The organism is Carnimonas bestiolae, from assembly GCF_051251145.1.
Classification (GTDB): domain Bacteria; phylum Pseudomonadota; class Gammaproteobacteria; order Pseudomonadales; family Halomonadaceae; genus Carnimonas; species Carnimonas bestiolae.
In genome coordinates this window covers 1-20,266 of sequence record NZ_JBPCZK010000004.1, presented here as the reverse complement: position 1 = coordinate 20,266, position 20,266 = coordinate 1, and the positions used below count along the sequence as shown (strand labels likewise).

General features: G+C 58.0%; 17 protein-coding genes and 1 tRNA gene. 8 read left to right on the top strand and 10 right to left on the bottom strand.

Annotated elements, in window-relative coordinates:
• The first annotated feature begins 29 nt into the window (after nucleotides 1–29).
• From R84865_RS06480 to R84865_RS06470, 3 genes are all read left to right on the top strand, one after another.
• Nucleotides 30–893 carry an MlaA family lipoprotein gene (locus R84865_RS06480; RefSeq protein WP_435632695.1) on the top strand — a complete coding sequence of 288 codons (864 nt, stop codon included), beginning with the start codon at nucleotides 30–32 and terminating at the stop codon, nucleotides 891–893.
• Nucleotides 894–977: 84 nt separating this feature from the next.
• Nucleotides 978–2,165 (top strand): Bcr/CflA family multidrug efflux MFS transporter, encoded by a 1,188-nt coding sequence (locus R84865_RS06475; RefSeq protein WP_435632761.1) that lies wholly within the window; start codon nucleotides 978–980, stop codon nucleotides 2,163–2,165.
• A 43-nt stretch (nucleotides 2,166–2,208) separates the two neighbouring features.
• The gene (locus tag R84865_RS06470) at nucleotides 2,209–3,348 is read left to right on the top strand and encodes an AI-2E family transporter (RefSeq protein ID WP_435639153.1); all 1,140 of its coding nucleotides are present in this window, start codon (nucleotides 2,209–2,211) and stop codon (nucleotides 3,346–3,348) included.
• Between the two features lie 283 nt (nucleotides 3,349–3,631).
• On the opposite strand, the gene trxA is transcribed toward R84865_RS06470, so the two are convergent.
• Nucleotides 3,632–3,955 carry a thioredoxin gene (gene trxA / locus R84865_RS06465; RefSeq protein ID WP_435632693.1) on the bottom strand — a complete coding sequence of 108 codons (324 nt, stop codon included), beginning with the start codon at nucleotides 3,953–3,955 and terminating at the stop codon, nucleotides 3,632–3,634.
• A gap of 144 nt (nucleotides 3,956–4,099) precedes the next feature.
• The gene (locus tag R84865_RS06460; protein ID WP_435632692.1) at nucleotides 4,100–4,900 is read right to left on the bottom strand and encodes a sulfite exporter TauE/SafE family protein; all 801 of its coding nucleotides are present in this window, start codon (nucleotides 4,898–4,900) and stop codon (nucleotides 4,100–4,102) included.
• A gap of 274 nt (nucleotides 4,901–5,174) precedes the next feature.
• Between R84865_RS06460 and cysB the strand changes: the two genes are divergently transcribed.
• From cysB to R84865_RS06445, 3 genes are all read left to right on the top strand, one after another.
• Nucleotides 5,175–6,149, top strand: a complete 975-nt coding sequence (gene cysB, locus R84865_RS06455; RefSeq protein ID WP_435632691.1) for an HTH-type transcriptional regulator CysB — start codon at nucleotides 5,175–5,177, stop codon at nucleotides 6,147–6,149.
• Nucleotides 6,150–6,304: 155 nt separating this feature from the next.
• Nucleotides 6,305–7,954, top strand: coding sequence for an OpgD/OpgG family glucan biosynthesis protein (locus tag R84865_RS06450; protein ID WP_435637904.1), 1,650 nt, complete (start codon nucleotides 6,305–6,307; stop codon nucleotides 7,952–7,954).
• 3 nt (nucleotides 7,955–7,957) lie between these two features.
• Complete coding sequence (locus R84865_RS06445; protein WP_435632689.1) at nucleotides 7,958–8,857, top strand: LysR family transcriptional regulator; 900 nt, start codon at nucleotides 7,958–7,960, stop codon at nucleotides 8,855–8,857.
• A gap of 114 nt (nucleotides 8,858–8,971) precedes the next feature.
• Here R84865_RS06445 and acuI read toward each other — a convergent pair whose 3' ends face one another.
• From acuI to R84865_RS06410, 7 genes are all read right to left on the bottom strand, one after another.
• Nucleotides 8,972–9,958, bottom strand: coding sequence for an acrylyl-CoA reductase (NADPH) (acuI, locus tag R84865_RS06440; protein WP_435639152.1), 987 nt, complete (start codon nucleotides 9,956–9,958; stop codon nucleotides 8,972–8,974).
• 137 nt (nucleotides 9,959–10,095) lie between these two features.
• Entirely contained in the window at nucleotides 10,096–11,514 is a 1,419-nt protein-coding gene (gnd, locus tag R84865_RS06435; protein ID WP_435632686.1) for an NADP-dependent phosphogluconate dehydrogenase, read from the bottom strand.
• 153 nt (nucleotides 11,515–11,667) lie between these two features.
• On the bottom strand, nucleotides 11,668–12,654 hold the full coding sequence (locus tag R84865_RS06430; protein ID WP_435639151.1) for a 2-hydroxyacid dehydrogenase: 987 nt from the start codon (nucleotides 12,652–12,654) through the stop codon (nucleotides 11,668–11,670).
• A 108-nt stretch (nucleotides 12,655–12,762) separates the two neighbouring features.
• A complete protein-coding gene (locus R84865_RS06425; protein WP_435639150.1) occupies nucleotides 12,763–14,139 on the bottom strand; it encodes an MFS transporter in 1,377 nt (458 codons plus the stop codon).
• A 276-nt stretch (nucleotides 14,140–14,415) separates the two neighbouring features.
• Nucleotides 14,416–15,387, bottom strand: a complete 972-nt coding sequence (locus R84865_RS06420) for a sugar kinase (RefSeq protein WP_435639149.1) — start codon at nucleotides 15,385–15,387, stop codon at nucleotides 14,416–14,418.
• A gap of 52 nt (nucleotides 15,388–15,439) precedes the next feature.
• Nucleotides 15,440–16,222, bottom strand: coding sequence for a sugar phosphate isomerase/epimerase family protein (locus tag R84865_RS06415; protein WP_435639148.1), 783 nt, complete (start codon nucleotides 16,220–16,222; stop codon nucleotides 15,440–15,442).
• Nucleotides 16,223–16,231: 9 nt separating this feature from the next.
• Entirely contained in the window at nucleotides 16,232–17,308 is a 1,077-nt protein-coding gene (locus R84865_RS06410) for a LacI family DNA-binding transcriptional regulator (RefSeq protein WP_435639147.1), read from the bottom strand.
• Nucleotides 17,309–17,850: 542 nt separating this feature from the next.
• Between R84865_RS06410 and R84865_RS06405 the strand changes: the two genes are divergently transcribed.
• Entirely contained in the window at nucleotides 17,851–18,783 is a 933-nt protein-coding gene (locus R84865_RS06405) for a DNA/RNA non-specific endonuclease (RefSeq protein ID WP_435637909.1), read from the top strand.
• A gap of 199 nt (nucleotides 18,784–18,982) precedes the next feature.
• On the top strand, nucleotides 18,983–19,882 hold the full coding sequence (locus R84865_RS06400; protein WP_435639146.1) for an EamA family transporter: 900 nt from the start codon (nucleotides 18,983–18,985) through the stop codon (nucleotides 19,880–19,882).
• Nucleotides 19,883–20,186: 304 nt separating this feature from the next.
• Here R84865_RS06400 and R84865_RS06395 read toward each other — a convergent pair.
• A tRNA-Leu gene (locus R84865_RS06395) sits at nucleotides 20,187–20,265 on the bottom strand.
• Nucleotide 20,266 lies beyond the last annotated feature (1 nt).

Here is a 20,266-nt window from a genome sequence, read left to right as displayed (position 1 = left end):
GCCAGGTATTAAACAGGGGAAGTTTTCTCATGAAGGGAATACGCAATATCTCGGCGGCCGCGGCAGCCGCCGTCGCCCTTAGCGGGTGTGCAGGCATGTACACCAAGGACGGTCAGCCCAACGACCCGTGGGAAGGCTTCAACCGTGGCGTATTTGCCTTTAACGATACGATCGATCACTACGCCTTGCGTCCGGTGGCACAGGGCTATGACACAGTCACGCCCGAGCCCGTGCAGGACGGCGTTAGAAACTTCTTCGGCAACCTCGGCGACGTGCGCGCCACCGTCAACGGCGTGTTGCAGGGCAACCCGCTGATCGTCGGTACTTCGTTGTCTCGCGTACTGCTCAACACCACGCTGGGCCTGGGCGGTATTCTCGACCCCGCATCGCGTCTGGGCATCGATAAGCGTCAGGAAGACTTCGGCAAAACCTTTGCTGCGTGGGGCTTCAAGTCAGGTCCCTTCCTGATGCTGCCGCTGATTGGCCCGAGTACGGTGCGTGACACCATCGGCCTGCCCGGCGACTGGTACTCTGACGCCGTTACCTACATCGACAACAGCTATGCGCGCTGGGGGCTGCGTGCGGTTGACCTGATGCAGGTGCGCTCTGACTTGCTCGATCAGGAAAAACTGATTCAGAATGGCGACCGCTACACCTTCATTCGTGATGCGTGGATGCAGCGCCGTCAGTTTGAAATCGACGGCAACAAGGTCACCAGCGATCCCTTTGCTGCGGGCGCTGATAGCGACGATTTTTCGGAACCTGAAGCAACAGGCAACGACGCTGCTGCCGGTAGCGGCGGCGCGTCTTCAGGCCCGGCGGCGGGGCATGCGGCTGAAGATGGCAACTCGGCATCCCAAGCGACCCCGCCCAAGGACAGCGTCACGCAGTAACGCTGTCAGGAAGCTACAAGTCGAATCAACCCGGATGCCTTGGCGTCCGGGTTTTTACTATTCATGGGAGGTGTTGTGAGCACTATGAGTGCGCGGCGTTTAGCGCTGCTAGTGGCGGCCATTACCGCGTTGGCACCTTTTGCGATCGATGCGTATCTGCCGGCCATGCCGGAAATCGCTGCGCATATTGGCGAAAGCGTTCACCATACGTCGGTATCTGTCAGCGTTTTTCTAGCCGGATTCGCGATTGGTCAGTTGGTATTCGGCCCGATGTCTGACCGCCTTGGGCGGCGCCCAGTGCTGATTGGCGGGCTGATTCTGTTTATCGTGTCGTGTTTGGCGCTGATGCTCACCCAAAGTTTGTCCGGGCTGTTTTTCTGGCGGTTCGTGCAGGCGCTGGGCGGCGGGGCCTGTGTAGTCAACTCTCCCGCCATCGTGCGCGATCGGTTTGCTGGGCCTGAAGCCGCGAAAGTGTTGTCGACGATGGTGATGATCCTGCTGTTGGCGCCTTTGGTGGCTCCGATGCTGGGCACTGCGCTGCTGTACGTGTGGGGCTGGCAGCTGATTTTCGGTTTCCTGATGTGCTATGCCCTGATCGTGCTGGCCATCGTGGTGTTTGTGCTGCCTGAAACGCGCACCAAGCCTGAGCAAAAGCCGTCGGTGCTTGCCATTGCCGGACACTACAAACAGGTGGTTACTCACCGCGCGGCGCTGGGGTACATGATGACCTGTGCGCTGTCGGTAGCGGCCATGTTTGCTTTTATTACCAGTTCTCCTTATCTATATATGGAGTACTACCAGGTGTCGCCGGCGGTCTATCCGTTTTTGTTCGGAGCCAACATTATTGTTATGGCTGGCTCCAATCGCCTGAATATCAAGCTGCTCAAGCATCATAAGCCACGGCGCCTGCTGAAGGTCGGGCTGTCGGTACAGCTTACCGCCGCACTGCTGATGGTGGCAGTCGTGGCGCTGGGGCTCGATTCGGTACCGGTGATCATGGTGCTGGTGATGGTGTTTGTTGGCACCGCTGGCCTGATTAACCCGAATGCGGTCTCTGCAATGCTCGATTACTTCCCCCATATGAGCGCCACTGCCAACGCAGTGATGGGTTGCTTGCAGTTCTCTCTGGGGGCGGTGGCCGGGGCGATTATCAGCTCTCTGTCGGTTGAGGGAGCGGCGCCTATGGTGGTAACGATGTTGATCTGCTCGGTCCTGGCCAATCTGTTGGTGCGATGGCTATCCGAGCGGCGCATGAAGTCTGCTTCCGTCTGACAGGGTGTCGGACGCGGCATAATCCGATAAGGAGAAAATCGGAATGGAACAGTCGAACCAGCCTTCGCCTTCGCGCGAGACCTCGACACAGCAGCAACGCACGCAGCAAACGTCAGAAAGCACCGAAGCAAGCGCCATGCCGTTTAATATGGTGCTGGTGCTGGCTTCCATCTTCATCGTGTTTGGCGGACTGAAGGTTGGCAGTGATCTGGTGATCCCGATCCTGCTGAGCTTGTTCTTCGCCGTGCTTTGCGCTCAGCCGGTGCGCTGGCTGAAGGAGCATGGCTGGAACGTTACGCTCGCGGTGACGGTAGTGCTGGTAGTGGCGCTTATCGTGCTGGGGTTGATATCGCTGTTGATTGGCAGCCAATTCGCCCAGTTTAGCGAGCAATGGCCGCGCTTCGCCGATCGTTTAAGCGAACTCTATAACCAGGGGATTGGTATCCTCGAAGGGTGGGGGCTGCCGATTGATCAGCAAGCCATCGTCGAGAAGTTCGATCCTTCGCAGCTGATGCACTATGTGCCAGCGCTGTTGGGCGGTGTGGGTGATACGCTATCGCAGACGGTGATCATTTTGGTGATGGCGATCTTCATGGTGTTCGAGATTATCGATCTGCCTAGCAAACTGCGCGCGGCGTTCAATAATGCCGATACCAGTATCGAGCGCTTCAGCCAGTTTTCGGAAAGCCTGACGCGCTATCTGATCGTGAAGAGTGAGATTGGCCTGATCTGTGGTGTTGCCACCACCGTGGTGTGCTGGATTTTGGGTGTTCAGTTCGCGCTGATCTGGGGTGTGTTGGCATTTCTGCTCAACTTCATTCCCAACATTGGCGCCTTCCTGTCGGCGATCCCTCCGGTCATTATGGCGCTGGTCATGCCCGAAGTGGGCGTTATGTCGGCAGTTATTCTCGCGGTTATTCTGGGGCTTGTGCACTTCATCAGCGGTAACGTGTTCGAACCCCGCATGATGGGGCAGGCGCTGGGAATTTCCTCGCTAATGGCGTTTCTCTCGTTGGTCGTGTGGGGCTGGGTGCTCGGTCCGGTGGGCTTGCTGCTGTCGGTACCGCTTACCATGTCGCTGAAGATCCTGTTTGATTGCCATCCCGGCACGCGCTGGCTGTCAGTGCTCATTGGCCCGGCGGAGCAGGAGAAGAGCAGCAAAAAGGCCAAAAAATCCGCCTAAAACGCGCTAGCCAATGCTTTGTACAGGCACCTATTGCCCTATAGCGTGATCCAGGCCCCGAAGGCACCCCAGCCTCTCGGGGCTTTTTTATGCGCGGGTATGAGTGGCAGCGCAAGCGGGTGGGAAGGGGCGCCCAACGATAGCCCTGCCAGCTAGTGCCACGCCCAACGCCCATGCCAACGCCCAACGCTCGTGGCAGCGGGGCCCAATTCAGGCACAAAAAAACCGAGCCCGGAATTCCCGGACTCGGTGATGAGCAGATGGTGTGCCGCTGCGGCGTGGATCAGGCGTTCTGATCGATGAACTGAGTCAGCTGAGCCTTGGACTGTGCGCCTACCAGCGAGGCGACCTTTTCACCGCCCTTGAAGATGATAACGGTCGGTACACCGCGCACACCCTGCTGAGCAGCGATGTCAGCAGCGTCGTCGACGTTGACGCTAACAACCTTAAGGCTATCGGCGCGCTCTTCAGCTACTTCTTCGACGACTGGTGCCATCATTTTGCAGGGACCGCACCAGGGCGCCCAGAATTTCAGCAGTACAGGCTTGTCAGAGCCGACGACTTCCTGCTCGAAGTTGCTTTCAGTGACGTCCACGTTATTGGCCATCATGGTCTCCATTTTGTTGGTTGCGCTTCAGAGGAGAAGCGACGCTAATGTCCCGATATTACTCATTGCGCCGCGAGGGGGCAAATTCAAGCCGTCGCATGCCGTTAAGCGAGAGCAACGGCGGTGGCCAAATTTTTCGTGTCTCTAACCAGCTGAGCCGAATAAAAAGTCTATGCTGTAATTAAGGCCCAGGCCCAGTAGCAGCAGGGTGAGTATCCAGCGCAGCAGATTGGTGGGCATCTTCTGTGCGACCGCTGCGCCCCAGTGGATCGCCGGCAGGGAGCCTATCAATAGTCCTGCCAAAAGCACCCAATCAATATTTCCCATCAGCATATGACCGCCGCCGGCAATGAAGGTCAGCGGAACAGCGTGAGCGAGATCAGTACCAACCACCTTACTGGGTTTGAGGCGGGAATAAAGCAGCAACAGCACCGCAGTGCCAAACACCCCCGCGCCAACCGATGAGAGGGTCACGCAAATGCCTAGTACGGCGCCCGCAACCACTGTTAGCAGCGGCGCTCGCTGGGTAACCCAGCGGTCGTGCTGGCGGGCCAGACGAGTAATGGGGCCGCGCAGGATCAGCAGAATGGCGGTCAATACCAGCATGATGCCCAGCACGCCAGTAAGCAGTTCGGCATAGCCTTTTGGCCCTTCGCTGAACTGATTAAGGGCAAATAGCGTGATGATAGTGGCCGGTATGCTGCCAAGGCTCATGCGCTTGGTAATGGTCCAGTCGATATTGCCCTGACGCTGGTGGCTGAATAGACCGCTTATCTTGGTAACCGCTGCATACAGCAAGTCGGTGCCGATGGCGGTTTGGGGCGGAATGCCGACTGCCAGCAAAATGGGTGTCATCAGTGAGCCACCGCCAACGCCAGTGCAGCCCATGGCGAACCCGACCCCGGCACCAGCGATGATGTAAAACAGAAATGAGGTGAGGTCCATAGTGCTCTCGCGCAAAGGGAAGGGCGCTTGATAAGCCGTTGAAGCTAGAGGCGCGCTGTTAAAATAGCCTACTGCGAGTGCTATTCACGTCATAAGGGAGGGCAACTTAATGCTATTTTGATATAGCTAAAAGGACCGATTGTTTATGATTTTATGACTTGATAGCATTAAAAAAACCTTTCCACCGGCCATCCGGGGCGGGTCTTCTCAGTTAGCGCTCCCACTGTCCTCCGTGAGAGTGCCTATCGTTGGTCGTATATGGGAGAGTCCAGCGTTGAAACTTCAACAGCTTCGCTACGTATGGGAAGTGTCACGAAACAATTTGAATGTGTCCGCCACTGCGCAGAGCCTTTTTACCTCGCAGCCGGGTATTTCCAAGCAGATTCGCCTTCTGGAAGGGGAATTGGGCATTGAGATATTCGCACGCAGTGGCAAGCATCTCACCCGCGTAACCCCGGCGGGACAAGCCGTTATCGATTTGGCGGGGCAGGTTTTGCACACCGTCGAAAACATCAAGCAGGTAGCGCAAGAACACAGTAACGAAGCACGCGGTGAGCTCACCATCGCCACCACCCATACGCAGGCGCGCTATGCGCTACCTCCCGTCATTCAGGCCTTCGGTGAGCGCTACCCGGGTATTGCGCTACATATGCACCAAAGCGATCCGCGCCAAATTGCGCAGTTGGTAGTGGATGGCAAGGCCGACTTCGCGATTTGCACCGAAGCCTTAACACTGTTCAATGACCTGGTAGTGCTGCCGCTATATCAGTGGAATCGCAGCATTCTGGTCCCCGAGCAACACCCGTTAGCGGCACTGAAGCCGGGCGAGCTGACGCTCGAAGCGCTGGCAGAGCTGCCACTAATCACCTATACCCGCGGCTTTACCGGACGGTCCCAGTTGGATAGCGCGTTCCGCAAGGTGGGCCTGTCGCCGAATGTGGTGCTAACCGCCGCCGATGCCGACGTGATAAAAACCTATGTCCGTCTGGGCATGGGCATTGGCATCGTGGCGCACATGGCGGCAGCCATTCCGGGCGAAGGGCTGGTGGCGGTGGATGCCTCACATCTCTTTGATAGCTCGCTGACCAGCGTAGGCATTCGTCGTGGCACCTTCTTGCGTCGCTACATGCTTGATTTCCTTGAGCGTCTCGCTCCCCATCTAACTCGTGAGCGCGTCGAGGCGGCGATGGCAGCCGGCATTGGTCATGAAGAAACGATATTCGCCGACGTTACCTTACCGGTACGCTAGCAGCGCTTAAGTTCGCGTGTTTGAGCGGGCACTATTTTGCGTGCATGCTGTCCGAGTGAGGAACATCTATTCACGGTGGCGCGGCTTCAGATACCCCGCTCGCTATCCGTGCGTTGTTAGCGCATCACATTCATCGCCCTACAGGAAAAATTCGTATGGATCGCAGGTCAGTACTCAAGGCGTCAGCAGCGCTGGCAGCATTTTGCAGTGTTCCCTCGGTGGCACGCGCCGCTGCCGCCACTGCGCCGGCGGCTATTGCCGACGGAAAGCCGACGCCGTTCAGCTTCGACGAATTGAAGAAGCGCGCCAAAAGCGAGGCTGCCAAGCCTTTTGGCGGCGCGCCTGGCCCGATTCCGGAAACGCTGGCGAAACTGTCGCCGCTGCAATATCAGAAGATCGGCTACGACAAGAATCACGCGCTATGGCACGCCAACGCTAACCGCGCCGTTGACGTCGAATTTTTCCATGTGGGCATGAATTTCAAGCGCCGCGTGCACATTTACTCGCTGAATCAGGCCGGTAATCAGGCGCGCGAAGTGCACTTCCGTCCTTCGCTGTTCAACTACCACGATGCTGGCGTTGATACCAACGCGCTGAAAGGGCAGGACGACCTGGGATTCGCTGGTTTCAAGGTGTTCCGCGCCCCCGATTTCGGCAAGAGCGACGTGTTCTCTTTCCTCGGGGCCAGCTATTTCCGCGCCGAAGGGGGCGATGGTCAGTACGGGCTGTCAGCACGCGGGCTGGCGATCGATACCTACATCGACGACTTGCGTGAAGAATTCCCCGATTTCGTGGCGTTCTGGATTCAGCAGCCGTCGCCCGCCAACAGTCAATCCTTTAGCGTTTACGCGCTGCTCGATAGCCCAAGCGCAGTAGGGGCCTACCACTTCGTGCTCGACTGTGAAAACGTCGAAGGCAAGGTGACCCAAGAGGTCGACAGCTTCATCTACCCGCGTAAAGACATCGCTCAGTTGGGCATTGCTCCGATGAGCAGCATGTTCAGCTGCGGTAGCAATGATCGCCGCGCCTGCGTGACCTATCATCCCGAAATTCACGACTCCGACCGCCTTGCACTGTGGCGCGGTAACGGCGAGTGGATCGCGCGACCGCTGAACAATCCTGAACATATTCAGTTCAACGCCTTTGCCGACGAGAATCCGCGCGGCTTCGGGCTGTTGCAGCTGCAGCGTGATTTCGCCACTTATCAGGACACCGTCGATCTTTACCACAAGCGTCCCAGCTTGTGGGTAGAGCCGCTCAACCAGTGGGGCAAGGGGGCGGTCAATCTCCTCGAACTGCCCTCAACCGGCGAAACGCTCGATAATATTGTCTGCATGTGGCAGCCAGAACAGAAAATTACCAAGGGCGGTGAATACCATTTCCGCTATCGGTTGCACTGGGCGCCGCTGCCGCCGGTGAAAAGCTCGCTTGCCAATGTGCTCGAGACTCGTCAGGGCGCCGGTGGCTTTACTGAAGGGTGGGCGCCAGGTGAGCAGTACCCTGATGTGTGGTGCCGTCGCTTTGCCGTCGATTTCGCCGAGTTGAAGGAAGGTCTGAGCCTACAGCCGCAAATTTCCGTTAGCGGCGGTAAGGTGCAGGACGTGCAGGTTATCTACGTCAAAGAGTTCAAGGGCTATCGAATTCTGTTCGACTGGTATCCCACCTCAGAAAGCACCGATCCGATCGATCTGCGACTGTTCCTCAAATCGGGTAACGATACGCTTAGCGAAACCTGGCTGTATCAGTACTTCCCGCCAGCGGCCAGCGAACGCCGTTACCCTACCTGGCCTGCAGATAAAAAGTAGCCAATGAGCCGATTTGAAGAGATGGAGGCATTCGTGGCGGTAGTTGATACCTTGAGTATCACTGCCGCCGCGCAGCGTTTGGGGCTCTCCAAACAGTTGGTCAGCAAACGCTTGCAGACGCTGGAGGGGCGCTTGGGGGTGCGGTTGCTGAATCGCTCGACCCGACGCATGCAGCCCACGGCGCTGGGGCTTGATTACGCAAGCCAGGTCCGCAACATTCTCAATCAAATCGATCTTGCCGAGCAGGATGTCGGGCTGCAGAGCAAGGAAGTGCGTGGGCGTTTGAGGGTAAGCGCGCCGCTGAGCTTTTCGATGCAGCGCTTGCGCAGCGTGCTGCCGTCGTTCATCAGGCGATATCCAGCCGTAGACTTGCATTACGAGCTAAGCGATCGCCGTGTCGATTTGCTGGCGGAAGGCTACGATATGGTCATTCGCATCGGTGAATTGAGCGATTCAACGCTGATTGCTCGGCGCTTGTGCGAGGAGCAACTGGTTACCTGTGCCAGCGCTGATTATCTAGCCCAGCACGGCACTCCTCAGCGCCCCGAGCAGCTCCATGAGCATGCGTGTCTGCTATATGGACACCAGTCGCAGGTGGTATGGCACTACCGACGCGGCTCTAAAGCTATCGAGGTCGCCGTCGAAGCGCAGCGACGTTTTCACGCCAATAATGGGGAACTGGTCATGGATGCGGCGCTGGCGGGAATGGGCATCGTGCAGCTTCCGCATTTTATCGTGGAAGAGGCGCTGGCCGACGGCCGTCTTACGGCGATTCTCGATAAATATCGCCCCGCGCCCGAACCGGTCAACGCGCTCTATCCGCATCACCGTGAGAAATCGCGCCCGGTGCGTGCGCTGGTGGATATGCTGGTAGAGGCGCTGAACGATGCGCCAGCCCCATAGCGCGGGCCTGATAACGCGTTAATCACTTGGCCCCTGCGAACAGTGGTAATGGTAGTGGTGGAGGCCACTACCGTTACCGGGCTGAGCGCGGCGGTGCGTACGCCAAAAGCGCGATTAGCGGTTAACGTCCACCACGATCCGGCCGCGTACCTTGCCTGCCAACAGCTTGTCAGCCGCGCCGATCGTCTCATTCAGGGCGATGGTGTGGGTCAAGCCTGCCAGTTGTTCCTGATCGATGTCGCGCGCCAAACGCTGCCAGGCGTCCTGTCGCTCGCTGGCGGGGCGGGTGACGCTGTTAATGCCGCACAGTGTGACACCGCGCAAAATAAACGGCGCTACCGATGCCGGAAAGTCCATCCCTTGCGCCAGTCCGCAGCTAGCCACAGCGCCATCTTCCTGTGTGTGAGCACACACATTGGCGAGGGTGTGGCTGCCTACGCTATCAATCGCTCCCGCCCAGCGCGCTTTACCCAGGGGCGGTGCCGGCTGATTCAGCTCATTTCTGTCGATCACCTCGCTCGCACCCAGCGCTAACAGCGCATCGCGCTGGTCCGCGCGACCGGTAGCGGCAATCACCTGATAACCCGCCTGCTTCAGCAGCACGATAGCGATACTGCCAACGCCACCATTAGCTCCTGTGACCAGTATTGGGCCGCGCTCGGGCGCTATTCCCTGACGTTCCAATGCTTGCACGCACAGCATCGCGGTATAGCCTGCTGTGCCCAGCGCCATTGCACTGAAAGGCCTTAGCTCAGGCGGCAGCGGTGTTAGCCAGCGACCATCCACGCGCGCCTGCTGCGCCAGCCCGCCCCAGTATTTCTCGCCCACGCTCCAGCCATTCAGCAGCACCCGATCTCCCGCCGAATACTCAGACGAAGCGCTTTCGCGTACTACTCCCACCAAATCAATGCCCGGCACCATCGGAAACCGCCGCACAATCTTGCCGCGACCGGTAATCGCCAGCGCATCCTTGTAATTCAGCGTGCTCCACTCAACGTCGACCCACACCTCGCGCTCAGGTAACTGCGTCTCGTCCAACTGCTCAAGCGTCGCGTGGGTGGCGCGGTGATCATCCTGCGTCAGATAAATGGCCTGAAACATGGGGAATTCCTGTACCTATTGCTGATGCTGTCACTATGCGGTGAGAACCAAGGGATGTCGATTGTATAAACATAATACAAAAACGCCCGCGATCCTGTTAGGAGCGCGGGCGTTGTCTTACTTTTGGCGATTACGACTTAGTCGTCTTTCAGCCACTCGGTGTGGAAGGTGCCTTCCTTGTCGAGACGCTGATAGGTGTGAGCGCCGAAGAAGTCGCGCTGTGCCTGAATCAGGTTAGCGGGCAGCTTCTCGGAGCGATAGCTGTCGAAGTAGGCGATCGCGGAAGAGAAGGTCGGCGTCGGGATGCCTTGCTGAACCGCGTAGGCGACAACATCACGCAGCGCCTGCTGGTACTCGTCGGCGATGCCTTTGAAGTAAGGTGCCAGCAGCAGGTTGTCGAGCTGCGGGTCTTCTTCGTAGGCGTCGGTGATCTTCTGCAGGAAGCCGGCGCGAATGATGCAGCCAGCGCGGAAGATCTTGGCGATTTCGCCGTAGTTGAGATCCCAGCCGTAGGACTCGGAGGCCGACTTGTACTGCGAGAAGCCCTGCGCGTAGGAGACGATCTTGCTCAGGTAGAGCGCACGACGGATCTTCTCGATAAATTCAGCGCGGTCGCCATCAAAGGGCTTGGGCGTGGGGCCGGTCAGCACCTTGGCGGCTTTCACGCGCTGATCCTTAAGGGCCGAGATGAAGCGTGCGAACACCGATTCAGTGATCAGCGGCAGCGGTACGCCGAAATCGAGGGCGCTTTTGCTGGTCCATTTGCCGGTGCCTTTTTGGCCTGCCGAATCAAGGATGATGTCCACTACGTCGTGGTCGGAATCCTTGTCCTTTTTAGTGAAGACCTTGGCGGTAATGTCGATCAGGTAGCTATCGAGCTCACCCTGATTCCACTCGGAGAAGACATCTGCCAGCTCGCGGTTAGAGAGCCCCAGGGTGCCTTTCAGCAGCGAGTACGACTCAGCGATCAGCTGCATGTCGCCGTATTCGATACCGTTGTGGACCATCTTGACGTAATGGCCAGCACCGTCCGGTCCGACGTAGGTAACGCACGGGTCGCCGTCGGGCGCTTTGGCGGCAATCTTCTCAAGGATAGGCGCAACCAGCTTATACGCTTCCTTCTGACCGCCTGGCATGATGGACGGGCCTTTCAGGGCGCCTTCCTCACCGCCGGAAACACCGGTACCGATGAAGTTGAAGCCTTCATCGGAGAGCTCTTTGTTACGACGAATGGTGTCGGTATAGAGGGTGTTGCCGCCGTCGATCAGAATGTCGCCTTTGTCGAGGTGCGGTTTCAGCGATTCGATGGTTTTGTCGGTGGCTTCACCGGCTTGCACCATCAGCAGAATGCGGCGCGGTTTTTCCAGCGAATCAACAAATTCTTCGATGGTGTAGCTGGGCACCAGCTTCTTGTCGGAATGTTCTGCAATTACTTCGTCGGTCTTGCCGCGCGAGCGGTTGAAGATCGACACGGTATAGCCACGACTCTCGATGTTCAGGGCAAGGTTTTTGCCCATAACGGCCATTCCGATAACGCCAATTTCTTGCTTGGACATGCTAGATGCTCCGTTGTTTATCAGCTGATCCACCACTGAGGTGGGGAGGTGTTTGCTGAGCAAGTAGATATAGACCAAAGTCTCATATCTCACCACCGCATATGGTTTGGATCTTTTATATCATTCCGTGCTTATAGAATCGAGGCGTGGTCGCTACTCGTTGCCAATTTGTTTCCAATTATAGGGGCACTGAGGCCGCTTGCCCTGCAATGCGGCAATCAGATTATCGACTGCCAGCTCTGCCATGGCGAAGCGGGTGGCTGCGGTGGCCGAGCCGATGTGCGGCAGCGCGACAACGTTATCAAGGTGCGCCAGCGGATTATCGGCGGGCAGCGGCTCCTTGGAAAAGACATCCAGACCTGCGGCTCTGATGGTGCCGTTCTTGAGCGCCTCGATCAGCGCAGGTTCATCGACAACCCCACCGCGACCAATATTGATAAAGATCGCGTCTTCGCCCATCGCTTTGAATGCTTCGGCACCGAACATGCCTGCCGTTTGTTCAGAATAGGGCAGCGTAGTGCAGATGAAATCGGATTCCTTGAGCAAATCCTCAAAAGAGCGATATTCGACGCCAATTTCCTGCTCGTAGCCCTGATGCTGCGAGCGGTTGTGGTACAGCACCTTCATTTTGAAGCCAAAGTGAGCGCGGCGCGCAATCGCCGCACCGATGCGACCCATGCCGACAATACCCAGCGTCGCGTGATGCACATCCTTGCCGAAACGCTCGGGCGTCAGGCTTTTCTGCCACTGCCCGTCGCGCACCCAGTTAGCCAGTTCTACCACTCGGCGAGCGGTGGAAAGAATCAGCGAGAAGCCGGCGTCAGCGACGGTTTCGGTCAGCGCATCCGGGGTGTTGCAAAGCAGAATTCCGCGCTGATTGAGCGCAGCCACATCGAAGTTGTCGACCCCAGCGGAGACGCTCGACACTATCTTGAGCTTAGGCGCTTTCTCGATCAGGTCGGCGCCGAACTTCAGGCTCGAGCCAATCGCCGCATCAGCGGTGGCTAATGCTTCAATAAACGCCGGATCGTCTGCGGGCGTTTTGGTATAGGTGAAATCAAGAAGCTCTGCGTGCTGCTCGAGACGTTGCTTTAGCTCGGGCTCAAGCGGGCGATTGAACGAAATAACCTTTGGCTTCATCGGAGTAACCTAAGACGTTGAGAAATTGTCGGAGCGCGCTAACCGCGCTCCCATCGAAAAATGGTTCAGGCGCACCTTCATTTACTGTAGAGCGCTGAAGGGCGTTGCTCAATGAGCATCAGCTTCACTGTGTAAATCGCGGTTAAGCGATTCAGGCATGCGCCAGGCGGTAACGGCGGTAATCAGCGTTAGCAGCGATAGGTAAGCAGCAATCGGAATCCAGGCGTACACGCGCGTGGCTGGATCGCCGCCGAGCACCCATTCGGTAGCGCCCATCAGCAGCGCACCGACCAGCGGTGCGATGCCGCCCGCAATAACGGCGGAAATTTCACGCGCTATCGAGACGCCCAGGTAGCGATAGCGCGAACCAAACAGCTCAGGCAGCAGCGCGCCCTGGGCTCCGAACATACCCCAGGTGCCAATGCCCAGCGCGATGGTAATGGCGATTAGGGTACTGATGAGCTCGCCCTGACTGAGCACCCACCACACCGGAAAGGCAATCACCAACTGAAAGATCGCGAAGAAGCGGTACACCGCGCGCCTGCCGTAAACGTCGCTAGCCTTGCCCGCCACCAGCACGGTAATGGCGCCCACGGTGCCCGCGACCACCAGCGTTAGTGCGCCGACTGGACCTTTTAGGCCGACCACGCCAGCAATATAGCTGATGGCCAGCGCTTGGTAGATCGACGAGCCGCCGTTCTCTGCCATGCGCAGCCCAATGCCGGTAAGAATGGACTTCTTCGAGCACGCCAGCGACTCTTTCAGCGTGCTTTGAGGCTTTTTGTTTTCTGCTGAGAGTTTTTCGAAGGTGGGGGATTCCTTCATATGCAGCCGCATGTAAAGAGCCACGCCCACAATAGCGGCACTGAAGATAAAGGGAATGCGCCACAGCCAGGTCGCGGTAATATCATCGACGCCATACAGCATCGCGAAATACACCAGCGCGGCCACGATGGTGCCGCCCTGTACGCCCACGAAGGGCAGTGCCGCAAAAAAGCCGCGGCGGTTGGTGGGCGCGCTTTCGGTCATCATGACCGCCGCACCGGCCTGTTCGGCACCTGCGCCCAAACCTTGGCCAATACGCAGTAGCACCAGCATGATCGGCGCCAGATAGCCCACGCTTTGGAAGGTGGGCAAGAAGCCAATCAGCGTGCTTGAAACGCCCATCAGTAGCACGGTGATCGTCAGCACCGCCTTCCTGCCAATGCGGTCGCCTAGCGCGCCGAATACCACGCCGCCAATGGGGCGCACCGCAAAGCCTAAAAAGTAGGTACCAAAGCTAAGAATCAGCTGCATGGCAACGCTGGACGAAGGGAAGAACAGCGGTCCGAAGATCAACGCCGAAGCGAGGCTATACAGCGCGAAATCGTAGTATTCCAGCGCACTGCCCAGCGACAGCGCCCACGCCGAGCGGGTCAGGTGATGGGTATCTACGTCGTCAGTCGTTGCGTTTTGGGAAGCAACGTTGCTTGGTGCTATGGCCATGAGAGATTTCTCCTGCCACTCCAGGAGCTGCTGTGCCGGTAGGCGACGCCAGTTCGTGGTGCGGTATAGGTCGTGCATCGTTGGAGAGCTGACGGTTATCTGCTCTTTGGGTAGCGTGCCTTGTGATCGTGCTGTGGCTGAGGTGGTTTATTAGGCACTGCGCTAATGGATGCCCGCATGGGCGGGACAGGCCGGCAGCGGTAGGGGCGGGGTACACCGTTCATAAATGGTTGTTGGTGAACGGTGTACCCCGTAGCGGCTGCCGGGCGCTCTTGTTTACTGATCTATTTCCGCTAGATCCTTACGGTAAGGGAGTCCGGCGTTATCGCCAGCTACCTGTACCTGTCTGGCACCAATCCAGGCGCCGCGAAGCATCGCCTGTTCGGCGCTTAGCCCCTCCAGACGCGCGCTGATAAAGCCAACTGCGAAGCCGTCGCCGGCACCGACGGTATCGACCACGCGGGTTACCGGTAAGGTAGGCTGCTCGAAACGCTCGCCTTTGCTGTTTTTGTAAAACGAACCTTTACCGCCCAGCTTGATGGCTACCTCACTCACGCCCTGCTCGAGATAGAAGTCGGCGATGCCATCGGCGTCGGAGCGCCCGGTGAGTATTTCGCCTTCTTCAAGGCCCGGTAGCACCCAATCAGCCTGAAACGCCAGTGCGTTAATCTCTTTCACCATGGTGGCCTGGTTGGGCCACAGCGAGGGGCGCAGGTTGGTGTCGAATGAGATGCTGCGTCCCGCTTCACGCATGCGCTGCACTGCGGCATGACTCATCTCGCGAGCAGTCTCGCTCAGCGCCGGCGGAATGCCGGTGCAGTGCAGATGGCGGCTGGTGGTCAGGGTGGGGGTTAAGTCGGCGGTGCACATCCGGCTGGCAGCACTGCCGCTGCGGAAGTACTCCACCTCAGGGTCACCGCCATCGTTGCGACGCGCCTTGATTTGCCAGCCCGTTAGCGCTTCTTTATCCACCTTTACCTGGCTGCAATCGATACCTTCCGACGTCAGTGAGTTGAGGATGAAGCGGCCAAGGCTGTCGTTGCCTACACGCGAATACCACAGCACGCCGAAACCAAGTCGCGATAAGCCTGCCGCGACATTGCTATCGGCACCGGCGATGCTGCGCTCGAAACGCTGCACGCTTTCCAGCGGGCCTTCTTCCAGGGCAGCGAACATCGCCATGCTTTCGCCGAAGCCCACTACGTCAAAGTCGAAATGGGCGCTGTTGTTAGCGTCAGAAGTGCTCATGAAATCGATTCCTTTCCCAGTCTTCTGGGATGTTGCTTATTCGGTAGTGTGCTCAGAGATGGCTTAGACGGGTCACCCACGCGGCAGAATTGCTAACCAACTGACTGCTGTCGTGATCAGGGCTATCGTGCCCGGCCAGCGGGAATTCGATGCTGCGCTTTACGTGCCTCGGGAAGGACGACCACATGGTTGACCAATCGACCAGCTCGGTCGGGGCAGGCGCGGCGGCATGCAGTTCAGAGCCTTCGCGGCGTATGCCTTTACAGTGCACATAGATAACGTCACGGCCTAGCTCATGAGCGGCATCGATGGCGTTAACGCCAACGTACTGCCAGTTACCGATATCGAAGGTGAGGCCGGCCTTGATGCCTGCCTGCTTGAAAGCGCCCAGCGCAGCACCCAGTGCATCGGGGGTGCCGCCGCCGCTGGTTTGGTCATTTTCCAGTGCGACCGTCAGTTCGCTCCCTTCCAGCCATTTGGCAAGCTGGGTGAGGGTGTCCCGGCGTGTCTCTTCCGAAGGCAAAGCGCCAATCGCGATCTTCAGCAAGCTGGCCTTCAGTTTCTTGGCATCTTCAATGGCGGCGTGCAGACGGTCGTTCAGGTGCTCGCCCAGCCACAGCAGCTCGGTGCTGGAGTAATGGCATTCAAGCCCTAGCTCGGCAATCTTGTCGCCAAGCGTTTCAAGAGGCTGGTCGTGATCACTCAACAGCTCCTGACGAATTTCAATGCCGGTCGCGCCTGCTTCGGCAGCAATATGGGCGCTCTGGGCCTGACCATGGGCATTAATGTACTGGGCGCCATAGGCATTGGCACAGATAAAGACAGGTGATGACATCAAGGTTCCTTAGCTATCCTGCGAGACAGCGTCGCGCTGGCGGGTAGCGGTTTGCGCGTCGGCACCGTTTAGGGTGGAGCGACGTATGTGTAGTGTTGCGGGAAGCGCGTGCGACTGCCCCGAATGAGGCTCTTCGTGGAGCTGTCGATAGAGCGTCGCAGCAGCGCGTTCGCCAATGTGTTCGGCGGGCTGCGCGATGGTGGTAATACCGCCGGCAACCAGGGCTGACCACGCCTCCTCATCAAAGGTGATAAAGCCCGTTTTATCAATGGCGTTCAACCGGTCGAGCACTCGCAAGGTACGCAGGGCAACCTTGGCGTTGCTGCACATGATGCACGGCGCAGTATGCTCTGTTAGCAGCTGCGTTAGCGCTTCTTCGAGTGCTGCTTCAGCGTCATTATCGTTCAGTTCGAGTCGCTCGCCGCTAAGCGTTGACTGACGCTTGAGCTGTTTATCAAACGCCTGCGCACGCGCCTCGCGCGAGCTGAATCCCCCCAATGGCTGGGTAATATAGAGCAGATGACGGAAGCCTTGCTCGCGTACGTGGTCAATACCCAGCGCCATGGCCTGGGTGTTATCCAGCGATATGCAGGGGAGTTCGGCGCCCTCGATAGTGCGGTCAATCAGCACCACCGGCGTTTGACCGTGGTCTAGCGTACCCAGCGTGTCGCCAAGCCCGCTAGAGGTATGAAGAATAATGCCTTCGACGTTGTAGCTTTGCAGCACTTGGAGGTGATTGGTTTCCAGTTCTGGATCGCTGTCGGTATTACACACCATCAGCGTGTAGCCGCGCTGATACAGCGCATTCTCGATGCTGCGCATCACCTGAACGGTGTAGGGGTTGGTGATATCGGTGACCACCATCCCAATCAAACGGGTGCGCCGTCCGCGCAGGCTGCTAGCGATTCGATCGGGCTTGAAGTTCAAGCGTTCGATGGAGTGTGCGATGCGCTGCTGCATAGGCTCAGAAAGCAGCCGCCGCCCTTCGCCCAGGTAACGAGACACGCTGGTTTTAGAGACTCCCGCGTCCTTGGCCACTTGCAGGATGGTGGCGCGCTTGGGTGGATAGGCTGAGCTGTAAGCCATGAACGACAATGACCCTTTCGTGTGAGGTAGAGACAGCCCGGATGTAGATGAAAACGATTTCATTTACCCAACCGTGAGCTGTGAATGTAACGAGCAATCACTTTAGTGCACATGCTTGGACTACCGAAATTCGACCATGTGATGAACCTTGTACACCCTAGTGGGGAAGCGTGAAGGCGTCTTTCAGCAATTGCGGCAAATAGTGTGAAAGTAGCCAGTTACGCCCGCTGTAGCTGTTTTGGTGCAAGCCGAGGGCGATCGGCAGTGCTGCGCGCTGTGAGGCGCATTACTCGGCTGCCACGCGCGAAGCTGAATGACGGGGCATCTATTATCTAGTGCCGCTTTCTTCGCGATGTGTATTTATGTACAGTAGTTGGGTTTGGGTATTGAGCGCGCGGCGAGGGCGCGTTTGATACGAAGAAGGTTGCGAGCATCAGGAAGATGGCGGTGGTCAACAGGCAAGTAACAAACAATCAGCATCTTCCCGCTGAAGCGGTGGCGCTGCGCATATTAACGGCGGCGGGTGCCGACGGTGGCGATCAATGATCAACCGGGGCTTGCAGCGCTTGGCGAGGGTACTGCCGCCGCCCTTGTCGTGGTTGGCGAAAAGCGCAATGAAGCGGCCATGGGCGCTACTGGTGCTGTGTGCAGTCGGGGTGGTCTGGTACGCGGGCGAAGTAAAAAGCCGCGCCGCCATGAGTTGGCAAGGCGTGCCTGTCGCCAGTTCGTGGCAGGATTGGCGCAGTGTTCATCGGGTGTTGCGCAACGATCACTTTCTGGTGGGGTGGTCAGATATTCGCATGACGCCGCTATGGGTGGAGTATCGACTGAAGGCGACCAACCCACGCTATCATCTCAAGCGACCGGAAGGCTTCCATCGCGACTGGCGCTCAGGATTACCGCTTACCAGTAGCCTGTACGATGCCAGCGGCTATGATCGCGGCCATATGGCTCCGAACTACGCCATGGCTAGCCTGTATGGCAAGCGCGCGCAGCAGCAAACCTTCCTGATGACCAACGTCGCGCCACAGCGCCCCGCACTTAACCGCAAGCTGTGGCAGCGCCTCGAGGCGGCGGTCGTCGATCAAATGTTGCCAAGATTCGGCTCGCTATGGGTGATCACCGGGCCTGTCTATACTGCCAACGGTCAGTGGCTACCGTCGTGCCTGAATGCCCAGCATCAACTGATTACGCTGCCAGTGTGCGTATCAATCCCTCAAGCCTTTTATAAGATCGTGGTCGTGCCGGGACGGCAGGGCGAGCCAGCCAAAGCGTTGGCATTCCTGATGCCGCAGCAGGTGCAAGGCAATGAGCCTCTCGATCGCTATCTGGTGCCCATTGCGACGATTGAGCGACTCACCGGTCTGCGCTTTTTTAGCGATCTGCCTGCCGCGCAGCAGCACCGTTTGAAGCATGATGTCGACACGCGCGGGTGGCAGCTTGAGCGCTACTCACGGCTTCCCGCGCGCTATTAGGGGCGTCTTTGCGGTTGGGCTGGCACTGTCCGCGTGATAGGCTTCGTTGCTGTCGCCCTGGCGACATGGATAAAAACTTCATCTGCCATCAGCCCCCGTGGGAAGCGATGGCGATCGACCACAAAACGCCGCGCATTACCGGTATCGCTGTATGGCGATGCTGGAGTGCGCTGCGTTTATTTTGCTATGGGGAAATGTGGTGGCTGCGTTTCGTTCGATTCTTGCTCCGGTATTGTTGCTGTTAGTCGCCATGACATCCGTGCAGTCGGGAGCATCGCTTGCCAAGACGCTGTTTCCAGATTTGGGGGCGCTTGGGGTATCGGTACTGCGTCTATGTTTTGCCGCCATCATGCTGGTGATCGTGATGCGCCCATGGCGTGGTGGTTGGCCGGAAGGCAGCAAAGGGCGTGCGTTAATCATGTATGGCGTGGCGCTTGGCGGCATGAACATGCTGTTTTACCAAGCGCTCGAGACCATCCCGTTAGGGGTAGCGGTAGCACTTGAGTTTACCGGTCCGCTGACGGTGGCGCTGCTGGGATCGCGGCGCGTGCTCGATCTGGTATGGATTGCGCTAGCGGTGTTTGGTCTTTATCTGCTGCTGCCGGTCGGTGATATCGGCGGCGACATGGACCCCTTGGGAATTGCCTACGCGTTGGGCGCTGGGGCGTGCTGGGGCTTTTATATCATTTGGGGGCGCAAGGCAGGCGCTCGCCATGGTCGCCACACGGTCGCGTTAGGCACCGTCGTGGCAGGGCTGGTGGCGCTGCCGATCGGGGTGGTTAATATGGGCGCCGACCTTATCGTGCCGCACCTATGGCCTCTTGCCGCTGTGGTGGCGCTGCTGTCAACGGCGCTTCCGTATAGCCTCGAAATGATTGCGCTACGCCGAATGCCCGCCCGTTTGTTCAGTATGCTGATGAGTCTCGAGCCCGCGGTAGGGGCGCTGTCGGGGCTGGTGTTCCTGCATGAACAGCTCAGCCTGACACAATATTTGGCGATCGCCGCCATTATTGTCGCGGCGGGCGGAGCCGCCAAAACGGCCGGTACGGCGGCGCGCAACCGCGCGTCGAAACAGCGGGATCACTCCGCCAGCAGCTAACGTTTCATTTGGCCAATAAAAAGACGACCGCTGCTTCGCCATCAACGAAGCAGCGGTCGTTGTGTTTTGGGGGGAGCGAGGTACGCTTTCCTTCCTTAATAAGATTGAAGGCACGCAACGAGCCTGGAAACGCCACGAAACGATGCCAGAAAAGCCAGACGCGTGTTCGCAGCGTGCCAACCTGCCGTCAGAAAACGTGCGCAGTATCGGTGATACGCAGTAGGCGTATCTACTGAGAGAAGATCGAACTGAGGAGAAGGGTGCTAGAAAACTACAGAAAGAAAGGACATCGAGAGAATATCGATGGTGCCCAGGAGAGGACTTGAACCTCCACGACCTTGCGGTCACTAGCACCTGAAGCTAGCGCGTCTACCAATTCCGCCA